Origin of the sequence: Shewanella gaetbuli, assembly GCF_023284065.1 — a bacterium.
Classification (GTDB): Bacteria; Pseudomonadota; Gammaproteobacteria; order Enterobacterales; family Shewanellaceae; genus Shewanella; species Shewanella gaetbuli.
In genome coordinates this window covers 26,460-43,748 of the sequence record NZ_JAKIKP010000014.1, presented here as the reverse complement: position 1 = coordinate 43,748, position 17,289 = coordinate 26,460, and the positions used below count along the sequence as shown (strand labels likewise).

The following is a 17,289-nucleotide window of genomic DNA, read 5'->3' as shown; positions in this document are numbered from 1 at the left end:
TTCCGATTTAATGAATTACTTCGAACTTTTTGACCTTGATCCTGTCTTTACTGTTGATACCGCCAACCTTGCAGAACGCTACCGCGAACTGCAAAAGGCGGTTCATCCAGACAAATTTGCTAGCCAATCAGAACAACAAAAACTTTTATCTGTACAACGTACAGCACAAGTTAATGATGGTTACCAAACACTCAAAAATCCGCTAAGACGTGCAGAGCATATGCTTAGCCTGCGTGGAATAGATTTAAGTCACGAAACAACCACCGTAAAAGATACAACCTTCTTAATGCAGCAAATGGAATGGCGTGAAATGCTAGATGATATTTCTCACTCCAATGCGCCACAAGACAAGATTGATGAGTTGTATGATTCGTTTGCATCCTATGAAAAATCACTTTTTAATTTATTAGCAGAATTATTAGCCTCAGAGCAGGAGCAAGATGACAAATCTGCTGCTGAACAAGTGCGTAAGCTTAAATTTATGGCTAAGCTGCAAGATGAATTAACTCGTATTGAAGATGATCTATTGGACTAAATTTTTATAAACTTATTGAGTTTATTATTAAAAAAGTTGGAAAACTATGGCACTTTTGCAAATTGCTGAACCAGGACAGAGCGCAGCACCTCACCAACATAAGCTTGCTGTTGGAATTGACTTAGGTACAACTAACTCTTTAGTCGCGGCTGTTCGAAGTGGAGAAGCCTCTACCTTAACCGATGAACAAGGGCAGCATTCATTACCTTCTGTTGTACATTACGGTGAAAAAAATGTCCTAGTTGGCGATGAAGCTCAGGCTTTGTCAGCAATGGATCCTAGTAACACCATCGTTTCCGTTAAGCGTTTTATGGGTAGAAGCCTACAAGACATTCAACAACGCGACGGCCAACTTGCTTATCAATTTGAAGCCAGTGAAAATGGTTTACCTGTGTTTGTGACTCAGCAGGGAAAAGTTAACCCTGTTCAAGTTTCTGCTGAAATCTTAAAGCCGCTTATAGCAAGAGCAGAAAAGACACTCGGTGGTGATTTACAAGGTGCAGTGATAACAGTACCAGCCTACTTTGACGATGCTCAGCGACAAGGCACTAAGGATGCCGCTGAATTGATAGGTGTTAAAGTGCTTCGCTTGTTAAACGAACCTACAGCGGCAGCTATTGCTTACGGATTAGACTCTAAGCAAGAAGGCGTTATTGCTATTTATGATTTAGGCGGTGGCACTTTTGATATCTCAATCCTGCGCCTCAACAAAGGGGTATTTGAAGTATTAGCAACGGGTGGTGATTCAGCCCTAGGCGGTGACGACTTTGACCGCTTATTAGTTGAGCATTTCAAAAACACATGGCAATTAAGCCAATTAACGTCTTCACAAGCAAGACAATTACTGATTGAAGCTCGCAGAGTTAAAGAAGCTTTAACAGTTTCAAACGAGGTGACTGCCACAGTGACCTTTGATAACCAATTACTAGAATGTGAAGTTAGCCAAGAAACATTTAACACTATTATTGCTCCGCTAGTGAAAAAAACCATTAGCAGTTGTCGTCGTACTTTACGTGATGCAAAAGTGTCTATTGATGAAGTTATCGAAACGGTTATGGTAGGCGGTTCAACTCGTGTGCCATTAGTGCGAAGTGAAGTTGAGCACTTTTTTAATAAAACACCGTTAACCTCAATTGACCCTGACAGAGTGGTTGCCATTGGCGCAGCAATTCAGGCCGATATTTTGGTGGGCAATAAGCCTGAGTCTGATTTATTGCTGTTAGATGTTATTCCACTCTCGCTTGGTATTGAAACCATGGGCGGCTTGGTTGAAAAAGTAGTGACGCGTAATACCACTATTCCTGTTGCTAAAGCACAAGAATTTACCACTTTTAAAGATGGCCAAACAGCAATGGCTTTTCATGTTGTACAAGGTGAACGTGAACTAGTGGATGATTGTCGTTCATTAGCTCGGTTTACATTGCAAGGCATACCTGCTTTAGCCGCAGGCGCAGCACATATTCGCGTAACATTCCAAGTAGATGCTGATGGCTTGCTAAGTGTTACAGCAATGGAAAAGTCAACTGAAGTTAAAACGTCGATACAGGTTAAACCGTCTTTTGGTTTATCTGATGACGAAATTGCGACCATGTTAAAAGACTCGATGAAACATGCTAAAGATGATATAACGCGTCGTATGTTAGCCGAACAGAAAGTTGAAGCAGCAAGAGTAATAGAGTCTCTGAGTGCAGCTCTTCAAAAAGATGGTGACTTATTGCCTGATGATGAGCGTGTTGCACTACAAGATGCAATAGCAAACCTCGGAATAACTGCACAGAAAGATGATGTTGATGCAATTGAAAAAGCCATCAATGATTTAGATGCCCAAACTCAAGACTTTGCGGCAAAACGTATGGATAACTCGATCAAAGCGGCTTTAAAGGGCCAGTCTGTCGATAATATATAGGTGAGAGCATGCCACAATTAGTTTTTTTACCTCACGAAGAGCTTTGTCCTGATGGGGCTGTATTAGAAGCTGAAGTAGGGGAGACCATATTAAACGTTGCATTACGTAATGGTATTCATATTGAACATGCGTGTGAGAAGTCTTGTGCCTGCACAACTTGTCATGTTGTAGTTCGTGAAGGCTTTAACGAACTTGAAGAAAGTGATGAACTTGAAGATGATATGCTTGATAAAGCATGGGGACTTGAGCCAGAAAGTCGATTATCTTGCCAAGCCAAAGTTGTTGAATGTGATATGGTAATTGATATTCCTAAATACACTATTAACATGGTATCAGAAGGTCATTAAGCACTAATCAATTCAAGGGTGAATGTGCCACATTCACCCTTATTCAATTTTCTCATCTGAAGATCTTACCTTAACTTAAGCCTTTATTCTTTCGAAAGCTAAATAGTGATATACGACATGTCTTAAAGTGGTTACTTCTATCAATTCAACCCTAGATTGTACTGATGTAAATCAATGTAATGAAGCCATCACGCAATCGTTTATGTTGATAAAACCTAGTACAGACTCCATAAGAGTTTAGTGATCAGGTTTTGCCTTTTTAAATTTAAATAGATAGCGCTATCGATTATTAATAATTTCTTTATCTTCAATACAGTCGTAAAATTTCGAATTTATTCATACCTTGTTTTGATGCTTAAGTAGAATATAGTTCATGCTTACTTTAAATTATTCATCTGGACTTGAGTTACAAACTAGTCGTGGAGATTGCTTGTAATTACCGACTTATAGTCATTATTGAACTTTAATGCTATTAAACTTTATTTTCAATTTCATGCTACGTGTTTGACGGTTGTGACTTTTTTATTACAACTATTACTATGGTAACTAATAGTGATATTTATCTGCAATAATTTGTAATATCCTCCCATTGATAGCAACTTTAATCACCCATCAATGACTATTGAGCTAAACTGATTAATTTCAAATTTAATTGTTTTAATCAATAGCTAGGTTGTAAGCCATGGCTATCATGTTCACCGATATTGAATCCTGTATAAGCAAAGCATAAGTTATCGGCAGTCTAATTATAATTTGAATGTCGGGTTACTTCTGTTGATCTCAGGTTGGTATAAAGTTGGTGTCGGGTTAACTCTGTGTTTAAAGTTGGTTAAGCTTATTTTTTTAAGAGTATTGAACTGATTATGATTGTTAATTTTTAGCCAGAGTTTATGTCAGTCGTGCTGAATAAATCATCATTCTCATTAAAAGTCAATTTACCAATCGATAAGTTTATCATTTAAAAAACAGTTGGATAGGTGGTAATGGCAGAAGTTTGTGTTCTGGATTATCCGTAATCAGAAAGAACATTTTTGATGTGAAGAATGGAAGTAACTTTTACCTAATCACCTCGAACATGATGTTAAAATTAGCAAAAGCCATTTATTATTGATTAATCTTTTTCGGTTGTGGATGTGGCCTGTTAGTCAGTAAGACTTCTGTAAGTCACTGGAATTCATTCATTTATTTAAAGTGCCGACAAGTAAACCGGTTTTTTACTTTCATGTTACTCAAATGATACCTTTTGTTATCATATGTAGGGTTGCTAAATATGGATTAAAAATATTAATTAGGCCACATAATGTTTTAACTTTTACATTTCATATTGAATTAACCCCAATAATATTCGTGTGTAAGTTATTGATTTTAAGAATTTAATTTAATTTTTTTGATTTTTAACTATAATGTTGAGACATTTAAATCGGGTATTGGGTTTAAGTGATTGAATATCTTTCTTGCCTAGTTTTCCGCTTTGTTGTTGCTTGCTTGTTTAATTATTTTTAATTATTTTTAATTATCATTCTCCGGTGTTAAGGTTCATTTAATATTTGTAATAAGTGTTACGGGAGACGGTGTGTTGGTTATGCCGCATCACTAAAATGATTGTTAAAGTAAGTTTGAAACGAGTGAGTTGAAATGAAACTATCAATAGATACAAGTAGAAAGCTGATTTATCATGAGAATAATAATTATAAAATGTCCAAAGCTGAGCTTAATATGCTCATCTTTCTTTTTTTTAAAAGGGGTGAAGAAGCTACCCGTGACGAGTTAATTGCTGCAGGCTGGCCTGAAAGAGTTGTATCAACAAACTCTGTATCTGTTGCTATTACCAAGATACGTAAGATCATTCCTGCAGATTTACTTGTGACTTGTGATAATGGATATCAGCTAGATAAATCAGTCATTATTGAGCTGATTGGTGAAGAACTTCCCTCTGATGATATTGTTAATCAGAGTAAAATAAAAACTAGAAATCGTTTATTAAAACTTGATGTTTTTATTTTTATTGTTGTTATTGGACTTTCCGCAGTGGCAGCAAACTTAATGTTTAAACCAGAGAAAACATTAGTTTATTTTTATAGTCAAGGTGATGTCAGTTATATTTCGCTAAATGAAGAGTACTTAAAAAAGTTTAATGGTGCTAAAAGTCTTATTCAAAGAGACTTTGCAGATGTAATGACAGATAACATCAGCAAATTATACGTTATTAATGATTTTTCAATTTCATATGAAATTGACTGTATTGATGATAAAGGAGTTTATTCAATTTCAGCTGAAAATCAGGATAAAGCACGTAGTTTTTTAACATCACCAGGGGCGTGTAAATATGATATTTAATGAAAAATATTTTTGGTTAAGTAGGATTGTAGCGTATGTACTTTTCTTTTTATTTTTAGGCATATTTATTAGCTCTAAATATTTTGGAGATAAGATCGCTGATTTCAATATCCAGAAGGTGGACTATGTTGAGCTTGAAGACGGAAGTTTAGGTCAAATTTCCATTAAAATGCACGTAACCAGTGATTTTCACTATGCAACGTTGACATTGTCCACTAATGAATTAGAAAACGATATTATGATTAAAGTATCTGGTACTGTTTCTCATAATGGTATTAATGATAACTTCTCATATAGGATTGACAATGTGTATGGTAAGTCAGAAAGTGATTTAGACTATATGATGAAAATGTTTAGTGGTTCTTCAATAATTTTTTATAATGAGATTGTATATAGCCATATTTCAAATCATAAAGATGAACCTTCTAAAGGGTTTGTAGAAACGTTGAAACAATTTTATATCGGTTACAAAAGTGATACTAATATGGTCACTTGTGGTAAAAAAGTTCAAGAAACGAAACTCCTTTGCTTTAAGTTAACTTAATTAAGCTAATACTTGCTTTTTAAATTTCTGACTTATTTGGGCTAGAAGATACTAGAAATATAAAAATTCATTCTTGTACCGTTTATTGATTGTAATTATTAGGCATGCGTCATTTCTTTTTGAATGGCCTAAGTAACATATAATCAAACTTTGTATCTTGGCGGGTAACTGAAAAAGTAGCCCATGAATGTATTATTTATTATTTAAGCTATGTTTGCTTATTGAGCTTTATAAGTTTTAGGGCGTATTGATGTTTTACTGCGCAGTAGTCAATGTTTTTTGAACCTTTTTGCTATCACATCTATGCAGTTAACAATTAATTACGTATAATTCGCGCGAATTTTTTAAACTTGCTCACATAAAGGAAGCTTGTTATGGCGATCGAACGCACATTTTCTATCATTAAGCCTGATGCTGTTGCTAACAACCACATTGGTGCTATCTATAACCGTTTTGAATCAGCTGGTCTTAAGATTATTGCTTCTAAGATGGTACATTTAACTAAAGAACAAGCTGAAGGATTTTACGCTGAACACAGCGAGCGTCCTTTCTTTGGCGCTTTAGTTGCTTTCATGACTTCTGGTCCAATCATGGTTCAGTGTTTAGAAGGTGAAAACGCCGTTTTAGCTAACCGCGAAATTATGGGTGCGACTAACCCAGCTGACGCAGCTCGTGGTACTTTACGTGCTGATTATGCTTCAAGCATCGATGAAAATGCGGTACACGGTTCAGATGCTGTTGCTTCTGCTGAGCGTGAAATCGCATACTTCTTCAGTGCTGACGAGTTATGCCCACGTACTCGTTAATATTAAGATAAATATTGTAAAAGGCGCTTCGGCGCCTTTTTTGTTGGCTATAAATAATAAATATTTTACTAAATAAGTAACATGGACTTAACAAAGTCTGGGGTTAACCTTTGGTTAACCTTTTTTTGCAATTTGTATCACCACTATGTTCTCGTCATATAACCTCTAAACAAGCTTGCTCCCTTATCAGCCTCAGTCATAGCGCTGAATTTATTTATATTACCCACCTAGGTGTAACACTTTGTATTCGTTTTTGCTTTTTGTTTTAGCTCTTATTGTTTTTTTTTCTGTGTGCACACATTATCAAAACAAGCACGTAACACCGTGTTAACTAAAAATAAACACTACCGATCAATTGGCTGGTGTTAATAACAAAATAGGGAGATTCAAGATGAGCTCTGTATCATTAACGGCTAAAGCAGTTCGTAAAAGCTTACTTGCTTTTGCAGTAACTAGCGTAGCATTTTCAAATATATCTGTAGCAGAAGAAATACAAGGCGATCAAGTTGTTGAACGTATAGAAGTTACAGGTTCAAAAATTAAACGTATTGGTGATTTAGCGCCAACTCCAGTTACAGTGATATCAGGTAGTGATATGGCTGAGATGGGAATCACCAACGTTGCTGATATTTTAAATAAAATTCCTTCTTCAACTGTTGGTATTTCTCCAGAGACGTCAAATAACTTTATTTTTGCCAACGGTTTGAACCAAACCAACCTTCGTGGTTTAGGTTCAGATAGAACTTTGGTTTTGGTAAATGGCCGTAGATTTGTAGCAGGTTCAAATGGTGCTTCAGCGGTTGATTTAAATACCATTCCTTCAGCAATGGTTGAACGCATTGAAGTGATTACTGGTGGTGCTTCGGCCGTTTATGGATCAGATGCTATTGCTGGTGTAGTTAATATTATTACACGTAAACACACTGATGGCGTTGAATTAGATGCGAGCTATACATTGCCTGAACAAGGTGGTGGTGAAGAGTCACAATTTTCTATCACTGCGGGCGGTGATTTCTTAAACGATAAGTTAACTACTATATTTAACGCGACTTTTGCGCAACAGAAAGAGCTTAGAGCTTCTGAACGTGACTTTTTAAATAATCCAGTAGGTTCAATTTATAACCCAGATCCAGATGGGCCTGCAAGAATTCAATATGAAGGTCGCAAGCCATTATCTTGGATTAATGAAGCTGGTACTTTCTTTGCCGCAGACGGTAATCAATATACTTTTGATGCTAATGGCAATATGAAGTTATTTGATTATGGTGAGGGTTTAATTGAAGGACCTGGTAATAATGGTAATTATTGTGGCCCTAGCTGTGAGGGATATGATCCTGTTAATTATGGTTTAATTCGTACTCCTCTAGACCGCATGGTATTTTCATTAAATACAGATTATCAAATTAATGATGATCATAAGATATTTACAGAAATCACCTATGTAGATTACCAGTCGAATGGTGAAAGCTCTCCTGTATTCCATACTTATAACCCTGTTTATGCTGATAACGCATTCCTATCTGATGAGACTAAACAGTTACTAGCAGATACAGGCATGGGTGGATTCAATCTGTACAGAATGGATACCGAGTTTGGTAATCGTACTTACAACCAAGACCGTGAAACATTCCGCTTCTTACTTGGTGTTGAAGGAACGATTAATGATTACTGGGATTACTCTTTCCATGCACAACGTGGTCAGCTGAATGAAACAACTCTTTGGGGTGGTGAGATTTGGGCAGATCGTTATGAGCAAGCAAAAGATGCTGTATTTGATGGTAATGGTAATATTGTATGTCGCGATGAAGAGGCTCGCGCTGCAGGTTGTGTTCCTTTAAATTTATTAGGGATAGGCCAAGCGAGTCAAGAGTCTATTGATTGGGTGTCAACTGAAGCAGGTCAAACAGCTGAAACAGTTCAAACGAGTGCTGGTTTAGTAATTAATGGTAGCTTTTTAGAGTTACCAGCAGGTTTTATTTCAGCTGCGTTCTCAGCTGATTACCGCAAAGAAGAGTCTTCAACTGACCCAGATCAAGCGTTAATTGATGGCACTATTTTTGGTAATTTAGCTTCACCTATGTCTGGTGAATATGATGTTGTAGAATTAGCCGCTGAATTTAGTGTGCCATTATTGCAAGATGTTATTTTAGCGCATGATTTGAGCTTAGATTTAGCATACCGCTGGATGGATTACAGCACAGCAGGGCAAGATGATGCTTGGAAGCTAGGTTTAAATTGGTCGCCAATTGAAGATTTAAGAATTCGTGCAACGCGTTCTAAATCAGTAAGAGCACCTAATATTGGTGAGCTTTTCTCTCCTCCAGGTCAAACTTTTTCAAGTTTCACCGACGTGTGTGACAAAATAAACATCGAGTTAGGTTCAGATGGCAACCGTAAAAAGAACTGTGAAGCAGTAGGTCTTGGCAACGGTTGGAACCCAAGTGATTCTTGGTATTTAAGTAATCATCCTGGTTTTAATGCCGGTAATGAAGATTTAACGGCTGAAGTATCAGATGATTATACTGTTGGCTTTGTTTATAGCCCTAGTTATGTTGATAACTTATCATTTACCGTTGATTATTGGGCTTTTGATATTTCAGATGCGATCAATTATATCACTGTTGGAACAGCCGTTAAGTATTGTTATGACTCAGAGTCTTTAGACAATATTTATTGTGATTTGTTTACTCGTGATAACACCACTGGCGATATCATTGATTTTGTTCAAAAACCAGTTAACTCGGCCTCATTTAATGTTAAAGGGGTTGATATAGAAGGTAACTACACTTTAGAGACTGCAAGTATAGGTAACTTTAACGTTCACTTAATTGCGACCTACCTAGAGGAATGGGAATATAACCCAACGGGTTTTGAAGCTGACTTGCAAGTTGATGTCGGTGAGTATACTGATCCACGCTGGAAAGCAATGTTTAGCTTAGGGTGGGATTATCAAGATCTTAGTTTAGAAGCTCGTTCTAACTACCGCCATTCAGCAGTAGCAAGTAATGATTGGTTACCAGAGAACAATAACTACAACGATATTCCATCACATACCGTATGGGACTTCACTGGACGTTATGACTTTACTGATGACTTTACATTAAGATTTGGTGTTAAAAATGCCTTTGATAAAGCACCACCACGTAACCCATATGTTTATGATGGCGCTGGCTATTACGACACACAGGGTCGCGCATTCTTCTTAGGCGGCAATTATAAGATCTAGTTTCTAATCTTATGTAACAATATTAGCCCTAGCACTTGCTAGGGCTTTTTTATGTTGTTTTTCTCATCAACTTACTGATTTGGCTTTCCATACATAGAGTATTAATTCTAGCTTAATGCGCTTCGTTAGCTAGCTTAAGCATCATTTCAATTTTGTTATACCTTCTTACATCATTTACCCCCTCCCTGACTGCCTATGTTGTTGCGCAAAAGCGCGACTCTTTAACCGATAATTAAATCTTGTATCAATAAGTTTCGTCGCGTTCTTTTGGGTTAGCTTGTTACAGCTTTGTTGTGCGTGACGTGGTTATCAATGCTTTGTGCTTAGTTTTTCTAATCTTAAATTTCACACTTGTTACAAGATGTTTTTCTGTTGTTGTTTTGTTGTTTTGCTGATTGCGGTTGTTACCGAAACTTAACAGTATCGGGGTAAGCAGTTAACGTCCGATTAACTGTTAAAACAATAAAAAACATTGCGTTATCTTTTTTTAACGTAAAGGGAGATTAAAAATGAGTTCTGTAACATTGACAGCTAAAGCTGTGAGAAGAAGTTTATTAGCTGTTGCTGCCACATCGGTTGCGGCAACTGGATTTATAAGTGCTTCAGCGGTGGCTGAAGAGGGTGCAAAAGTTGAGCGTATAGAAGTAACGGGTTCTCGTATCAAACAAGTTGATATGGAAACTGTATCACCAGTTACAGTAATTGATGCCTCAGCTATTGCAATGACCGGTGAAAAAACTGTAGCAGACGTATTAAATAACTCTGCAATTAACAGTTTCGGTTCATGGCGTGGTACATCTGGTTATGGTGCTGGTGCAAGTTCAACTAGCAGCGTTAACTTACGTGGTTTAGGTTCTTCTGCAACATTAGTGTTATTAGATGGTCGTCGTATGCCTGGTACTAGCTCTAGTTCTGGCGCTGAAGCTGATACTTCATCAATACCAATGTCTATTGTTGAGCGTATTGAAATTTTACGTGATGGTGCATCAGCTGTTTATGGCTCGGATGCTGTCGCTGGTGTTATTAACATTATCACTAAAAAAGAATTTGATGGTGTTCAATTAGACCTAAGTCATGAAATGCCTGAAGTTGAAGGTGGTGATGCTACTCGTTTTTCTCTAGCAACAGGCTATAACACTGATAAAGGTAATATCACGCTAACTTATGAGTACTACAAAGCAGATTCAGTAATGGATCGTGATGTATGGCGTATGGACGACCCTACTTACGGTGCATACAGTACATTTAGTTCTGTACCAAATGGTGCTTCAAAGTCTGGTTGGGTTGATAATTCAGCATTATGTGACGAAGTTGAAAATACAGTAGGTATCAGCGACGGTCGTTGTCTATATAGCTACGGTGCAGTAACAAAGTTATTTGGTGATGTAGAGCGTAACTCTTTCTTATCAAACTTCAGCTACGATATAACTGATGATATTAAGTTCCGTGGGCGTGCAACCGCTTCTTTAGCAGAAACAAACACTCGTTATGCAGGTACTCCTGTATCAACTAACTTCCCTGTAATGTCTGCTGATAACATGTATAACCCATATGCTGCAACAGGTGGAGAAGATATCACTGTTTATATGCGTTCTGTTCAAATCGGTGAACGTGACACATTAACAGAAACAAACAACTTCGATATCTTAGCTGGTTTAGTTGGTTATGCAGATGTAGGTAATGGTTTGGATTGGGAAGTTAATGTTCAAAGTTCAGCTTCTACAACTAACTCATTCAACTACAACTTAGTCAATGACAGCATTGTTCAACGTGAAATAGATTCTGAGAAATATGACATCTTCAACACTACTGGCATGTCATTTGATGATTGGAACAAGCAGATGACTCAGCTGTACTCTGCTGCTGCTCACACTGGTGTTTATCAAGGTAAATTTAACAGCACACAAGTTGATGGTTTAGTTTCTACACTTTTACTTGACGGTGACAATGTAACAGTTGCTATGGTTGCTGGTGCAGAGTACGAAATGATTGACTTTAAGCAAGTTTCTGATCCAGAGTCTGCTGCTGGCATCATTTCTGGTGGTTCAGGTGGTGATGACGTAGACGCAACACGTGACCGTACTGCGGGTTATTTAGAGTTCCAAGTAGGTTTGCCTGCTGATTTTGAAATCTCTGCTGCTGTTCGTTATGAGCGCTATGAGCAAGAAGGTTCTTTAACTGGTCCAGAAGGTGTAGTTGTTAACTCATCTACTTTTGATGCGGTAGTTCCAAAGCTTGGCTTAAGCTGGAGACCGATTGATTCGTTATTGCTACGTGCTAGTTATGGTGATTCATTCCGTGCACCTAATATGGGCGAGATGTTCTCTTCACAATCTTTAAGCTTTGAAGATTCTTTAGATAATTTATGGTGTAACACTCCAGGTAATGTTGACCCAACTTACTGTGACCCTAGCCAACAACATAAAACTTGGTTTGGTGGTAACTCTCAGTTAGAAGCTGAAGAAGGTAATTCATTCACATTTGGTGGTGTTTGGAACGTAACTGACGCATGGAACATTGAGCTTTCATATTACTCAATTACTTATGACAACAAGATTGAGTCAGTAAGTATTGATGATATTTTACGTGATGAGATTCGTGACGGTTCTTCTGAGTTCGTAACTCGTGACCCTGCCACAGGCAAAATCTTATACATCGAGTCTGGTGTACGTAACATCGCAACTGTTGAAACTTCAGGTATCGACTTCGTTACAGCTTATAACTTTGAGACATCTGTAGGTGATTTTAACATCAAAGCAGACATCAGCCACATCTTAGACTTTAAAGAGCAGTCAAGTGCTGACGCTGAAATGGTTGACTATGCTGGTCTTCAAGATACTCCAGATTTACGTGGTAACTTAGCACTAAGCTGGAGCTACGATGATTATTCTGCAGCTTGGACAACCGTTTATATCGGTAGCCAATCAGCTCAGTACTATCGTGACCTAACTGGTTTTGATGGATATCAAGATTACGATGCATACTTCAAGCATAACATCCAGTTTGCTTACCAACATGCTTACAATGGTTCGGTAACAATTGGTGTGAATAATGTGTTAGATGAAACAGCACCTACATTCTATGATTATGCTGATTATCGTGACATCAACACTAACCTTTATGACGTATTAGGTAGAACTGTTTACCTACGTCTAAATCAAAAGTTCTAATATAAAACTCTACTCCCTAGAGACTCAAAAACCTCCGCTTGCGGAGGTTTTTTTATGGATAAGAACATGTTATCCCCTAATTTATTAGCACCATAACTTGTTAGTAATTCAGTCTTAACTCTTGGCGATGTTCTTGGCTGTGACGCTTAGCACAATCTTCACAACGTTGTTCTGTAGGGTCGGATTGTAATCGACTTTGCTCTATTTCTGACTCACAGTCAGAACATAACCCATACAGCCCTAACTCTAGTTGGCAAATAGCGGCATCTAAACGCATTAATCGTTCAAAAACAGGTTCGTCTGTTAACTTATGCAGGCTTAAAAAATCTATCAATGTCGATAAATCTTGGCCGTTCAGTTGGTCAACATCATTGAGGGGCATATTCTGTTGAGTTAACAGTATGGCGATTTCAGAACGTAATTGCATGCCGATATGTGCCAATTGTAAATTTATATGCTGATCTACCACCGTATATCCTTGATAAATGAATATCTGTATAGGATTTAATTCTACGAGTTTGTATGAAAGTCGTTATGATAAAGATCAATTCTGAGTAAGAAATTACCCAATATGGCTAACCAGTAGATTAATAATTATTAATCTACTGGCTTAAGCCGTGACTTTGTTAAAATGGATTGATAGGGGCAAGTGTTAAGGCAACTTTTGTTGTGCTTGTTGTAAAACGGTGATGATTTCTTCAGTTGTTTTAAAAACCCGTAACTCTCTGAATAATGTATCAGCCTCAGGGTATTGGCGATTCAAATAAGTAAACCATTGTTTGATCCGTGCTGGAATATAGTCGGCTTTACGGCCATTTAGCTGTTTGTCAGTATAACTGAGTAATAAGGCTAAAGTTTGTTCCCAAGTATAGGCGTGACTACTATTTTTGATGCAAGCCCCTAAGTTGGGCAATGAAATGGCACCTCTACCTATCATGATATCGTCACAACCAGTAACTTCCATACACCGTTTAGCATCAGCTTCACTCCAGATTTCACCATTGGCGATAACCGGAATGGGTAGACGCTTTTTGACTTCAGTAATATATTCCCAATAGGCGGGGGGCTTATAGCCATCCACTTTACTACGTGCATGTATGGCAATTTCTGTCGCACCTGCTTCATAGATAGCTAAAGCATTTTCCATAAATAACGACTTATCTTCGTAGCCTAGACGAATTTTTGCGGTGACCGGTTGTTCAGCTGGCACTGCTTCTCGCATGGCTTTGACTATATTATGAATATTGTCTGGGTATTGCAGTAAAACAGCGCCACCTTTACTTTTATTAACGATTTTGGCAGGGCAACCAAAATTAGCATCAACGCCACATGATCCTAAAGCGACTGCTCTATAAGCATTTTCTGCCATCCAATTGGGTTCTTGGCCTAAAAGCTGTACACGGACAGGTGTACCATTGGGCGTTAACCCATGATTGTGAAGTTCGGGACATAATTTATAGTAGACTTTTTCAGGTAATAACTGGTTTACCACGCGAACAAATTCAGTTACTACAAGATCAAAAGGGTTGATGGTAGACAAAATATCTCGCATCAAATCATCAACAACACCTTCCATCGGCGCTAATATCAGTCGCACAGCTATTTCTCATTATCAATAAAAGGGCGCTATTTTAACCTGATATTCTGCTTATGCCAGTGTTAGTTTTAATGATATGAGTTTGTGAATTTAAAGCCCTTGAAAACAAAGATTTATAATCTATGCTTATTGAGTTGTAAATGACTCCCTAGCGCGTATTTTTTAGAAAATAAAGGATCTATTTAAAATAATTTGAATTTTTTAGAAATTATTTGTTAACTTGGTAGGTCTATTAATGCAAGCCAGCAATGATGTTGGTCATCATTCAAAAATAATTTAAAAGGAAAGATATTATGAACTCGATTAAACAAACTACTGTTGCAGTTGCTTTAGGTGCCGTAGTGATGAGTGCTGGCGTTGTTACAGAAGCACAAGCCAACCCATTTGGATTTGAACAATTAACTCAAGGCTATCAACTTGATGGTGGTGAAGGTAAGTGTGGTGAAGGCAAGTGTGGCGGCGATATGAAGAAAGCTGCTGATAAAGCCAAAGAAGGCAAATGTGGTGAAGGTAAGTGTGGTGAAGGTAAGTGTGGCGGCGACATGAAGAAAGCGGCTCACAAAGCCAAAGAAGGCAAGTGTGGTGAAGGTAAGTGTGGCGGCGACATGAAGAAAGCGGCTCACAAAGCCAAAGAGGGCAAATGTGGTGAAGGTAAGTGTGGCGGCGATATGAAAAAAGCGGCTCACAAAGCCAAAGAAGGCAAGTGTGGTGAAGGCAAGTGTGGCGGTGATATGAAAAAAGCAGCTGACAAAGCCAAAGAAGGTAAATGTGGTGAAGGCAAGTGCGGTGGAATGAAATAATTGCTACTGTTTAACTAGCTGATACCATCACTTTTGAGGCCTGTAATATCAGGCCTTTTTTTATATAATATTTTAAGTTCTATTTAACTTAAGGATTTTCCCATGTCTGCAGTTGAACTACCGACAAGTTTACCTCGTGTTGGTTTAGGTTTAAGACGAGAAATGTTGGACGAGTTTTGTCAAACCACTCCCAAAGCGATTGAGTTTTTTGAGGTGGCGCCTGAAAACTGGATGACATTAGGGGGTAAGTTTGGCCGTCAATTCAAGCAACTTACTGAGCAGCATACTTTCTTTTGCCATGGCTTATCATTATCTATCGGCAGTCCTGCAAAGTTAGATACTGATTTTGTTAAAAATATCAAAGCGTTTCTTGATGAACATGACATTGAAATTTATTCTGAACATTTAAGCTATTGTTCTGGAGCCGGTCATATGTATGACCTTATGCCCATTCCCTTTACAGATGAAGCTGTTATTCATACCGCTAATCGAATTAAACAAGTCGAAGATATTTTAGAGCGACCATTTATTGCTGAAAATGTGTCTTTTTATGCTGCTCCTGGTGCCCAAATGAGCGAGCAACAATTTGTCAATGCGGTATTAGCAGAAGCCAACTGTAAGTTGTTATTAGATGTCAATAACATTTATGTTAATTCAATTAATCACCAATACAATGCCGCAGAGTTTTTGGCTGCCATGCCAACTGAGCGTATCGCTTATTTACATATCGCAGGTCATTATCAAGAGGATATCGATTTAATGGTCGATACTCATGGTGCCGATATTATTGATCCTGTTTGGGATTTATTGGCTCAGTGTTATCAAATTCATGGAGTTCACCCAACATTGCTAGAAAGAGATTTTAATATCCCACCAACAGAAGTGTTATTAACTGAAATAAATCAGATACACCAATATCAACAGCGCGCACTAGCGGGTTTATCGACAAGGACAGCCTAATGCATTTTATTGAAACTCAGCAAGGGTTTATGGACTATATTCGCGACCCGAAAAAACCATTGCCGGCCGATATTGAACCTAGACGAATGAAGGTGTATCGCGAACTCTTTTTTAATAATGTTAACGGTTTTGTGACTAATGCTTTCCCGGTACTCAATAGCCTTTATGCTGAAGAGCACTGGTTATCATTAGTTCAACAGTTCTTCAGTCAGCATGATTGTCATTCGCCAATATTTATCGATATAGCAGGGGAGTTTTTGCAGTTCTTACAGCAATATGAGTTAACAGAAAACGATCCTGTTTTTATGCTTGAATTGGCTCACTATGAGTGGTTAGAACTTTATATTGCCACTGTACAATCAAACCAGTCACAAAAAAGTTTTTCGGTTGATGTGCTGCAAAGCACTCCTTTGCAAATGGCTAGTTCAGCCAAAGTCGCTCAATACCAATTTGATGTTCAGCATATTAGTGTCGATTACCAACCTATAGAGCCACCACAACAACCACAGTACTTTTGTGTTTATCGAGATCAACAAGAAGAAGTGTCTTTTTTACAATTGAACCCATTAACCGCGCAAGTGTTGGCATTCATTGAGCAAAACACAAATCAACATGACACGTTAATGTTTGATGATCTTATGGCATGGCTAGTAGAGTGTTATCCGACAATGGATAATGAGGTACTTTATGATGGCTGTGTACAATTATTATCACAAATGATAGACAAACATATTGTGGTTACCACTAGGTAGCAGCATTTTTAGTTTTTACACATAATCCCTTAATTAATTTATGGTTTATATTTGATAGTTTAATCAGTAGAATGCGCGGGTTGTGATCAGGTTCACATTCTTTGCGTAAGTTGAAATGCTGAATGCTACCTTGAGCACAAGTGCAACAATAACTTATCTTTTATGCCCAAGGAATAATCATGAGCAAGCCGTTTAAAGATCCTTTCAATGCCTTATATTTATTAGGTTTTATTGCTGTTTTACTAATACCAACATTACCTGCTAGCCTTTCATGGTTAAAGTTTGCGGGCTTAATTTAGTCTCGGGTAT

At 37.7% G+C, this 17,289-nt stretch carries 13 protein-coding genes; 11 read left to right on the top strand and 2 right to left on the bottom strand.

The window, feature by feature from the left end; all coding sequences use genetic code 11:
• Nucleotides 1–10 precede the first annotated feature (10 nt).
• The 8 genes from hscB (at nt 11) to L2672_RS15055 (ending at nt 12,871) form a co-directional block, all read left to right on the top strand.
• Nucleotides 11–535, top strand: coding sequence for a co-chaperone HscB (gene hscB / locus L2672_RS15090; RefSeq protein ID WP_248996673.1), 525 nt, complete (start codon nt 11–13; stop codon nt 533–535).
• A 46-nt stretch (nt 536–581) separates the two neighbouring features.
• Nucleotides 582–2,441: a Fe-S protein assembly chaperone HscA gene (hscA, locus tag L2672_RS15085; protein ID WP_248996672.1), complete on the top strand. Its 1,860-nt coding sequence runs from the start codon at nt 582–584 to the stop codon at nt 2,439–2,441.
• Between the two features lie 8 nt (nt 2,442–2,449).
• The gene (gene fdx, locus L2672_RS15080) at nt 2,450–2,788 is read left to right on the top strand and encodes an ISC system 2Fe-2S type ferredoxin (RefSeq protein WP_248996671.1); all 339 of its coding nucleotides are present in this window, start codon (nt 2,450–2,452) and stop codon (nt 2,786–2,788) included.
• 1,635 nt (nt 2,789–4,423) lie between these two features.
• Complete coding sequence (locus L2672_RS15075) at nt 4,424–5,125, top strand: winged helix-turn-helix domain-containing protein (RefSeq protein WP_248996670.1); 702 nt, start codon at nt 4,424–4,426, stop codon at nt 5,123–5,125.
• Nucleotides 5,115–5,669, top strand: a complete 555-nt coding sequence (locus tag L2672_RS15070) for a hypothetical protein (protein ID WP_248996669.1) — start codon at nt 5,115–5,117, stop codon at nt 5,667–5,669. Before L2672_RS15075 ends, L2672_RS15070 begins: the two co-directional genes overlap by 11 nt.
• Nucleotides 5,670–6,043: 374 nt before the next feature.
• Nucleotides 6,044–6,475, top strand: a complete 432-nt coding sequence (ndk, locus tag L2672_RS15065) for a nucleoside-diphosphate kinase (RefSeq protein ID WP_248996668.1) — start codon at nt 6,044–6,046, stop codon at nt 6,473–6,475.
• 391 nt (nt 6,476–6,866) lie between these two features.
• Complete coding sequence (locus tag L2672_RS15060) at nt 6,867–9,701, top strand: TonB-dependent receptor domain-containing protein (protein WP_248996667.1); 2,835 nt, start codon at nt 6,867–6,869, stop codon at nt 9,699–9,701.
• A 509-nt stretch (nt 9,702–10,210) separates the two neighbouring features.
• A complete protein-coding gene (locus L2672_RS15055) occupies nt 10,211–12,871 on the top strand; it encodes a TonB-dependent receptor (RefSeq protein WP_248996666.1) in 2,661 nt (886 codons plus the stop codon).
• 100 nt (nt 12,872–12,971) lie between these two features.
• Here L2672_RS15055 and L2672_RS15050 read toward each other — a convergent pair whose 3' ends face one another.
• Together L2672_RS15050 and L2672_RS15045 are read right to left on the bottom strand one after the other, a co-directional pair.
• The gene (locus L2672_RS15050) at nt 12,972–13,340 is read right to left on the bottom strand and encodes a TraR/DksA family transcriptional regulator (protein ID WP_248996665.1); all 369 of its coding nucleotides are present in this window, start codon (nt 13,338–13,340) and stop codon (nt 12,972–12,974) included.
• 183 nt (nt 13,341–13,523) lie between these two features.
• On the bottom strand, nt 13,524–14,468 hold the full coding sequence (locus L2672_RS15045; protein WP_248996664.1) for a tRNA-dihydrouridine synthase: 945 nt from the start codon (nt 14,466–14,468) through the stop codon (nt 13,524–13,526).
• A 293-nt stretch (nt 14,469–14,761) separates the two neighbouring features.
• Between L2672_RS15045 and L2672_RS15040 the strand changes: the two genes are divergently transcribed.
• The 3 genes from L2672_RS15040 (at nt 14,762) to L2672_RS15030 (ending at nt 16,980) form a co-directional block, all read left to right on the top strand.
• A complete protein-coding gene (locus L2672_RS15040; protein WP_248996663.1) occupies nt 14,762–15,268 on the top strand; it encodes an HvfA family oxazolone/thioamide-modified RiPP metallophore in 507 nt (168 codons plus the stop codon).
• 102 nt (nt 15,269–15,370) lie between these two features.
• The gene (locus tag L2672_RS15035) at nt 15,371–16,228 is read left to right on the top strand and encodes an HvfB family MNIO-type RiPP peptide maturase (RefSeq protein WP_248996662.1); all 858 of its coding nucleotides are present in this window, start codon (nt 15,371–15,373) and stop codon (nt 16,226–16,228) included.
• Nucleotides 16,228–16,980, top strand: coding sequence for an HvfC family RiPP maturation protein (locus L2672_RS15030; protein WP_248996661.1), 753 nt, complete (start codon nt 16,228–16,230; stop codon nt 16,978–16,980). The genes L2672_RS15035 and L2672_RS15030 overlap by 1 nt, the downstream gene beginning before the upstream one ends.
• Nucleotides 16,981–17,289 lie beyond the last annotated feature (309 nt).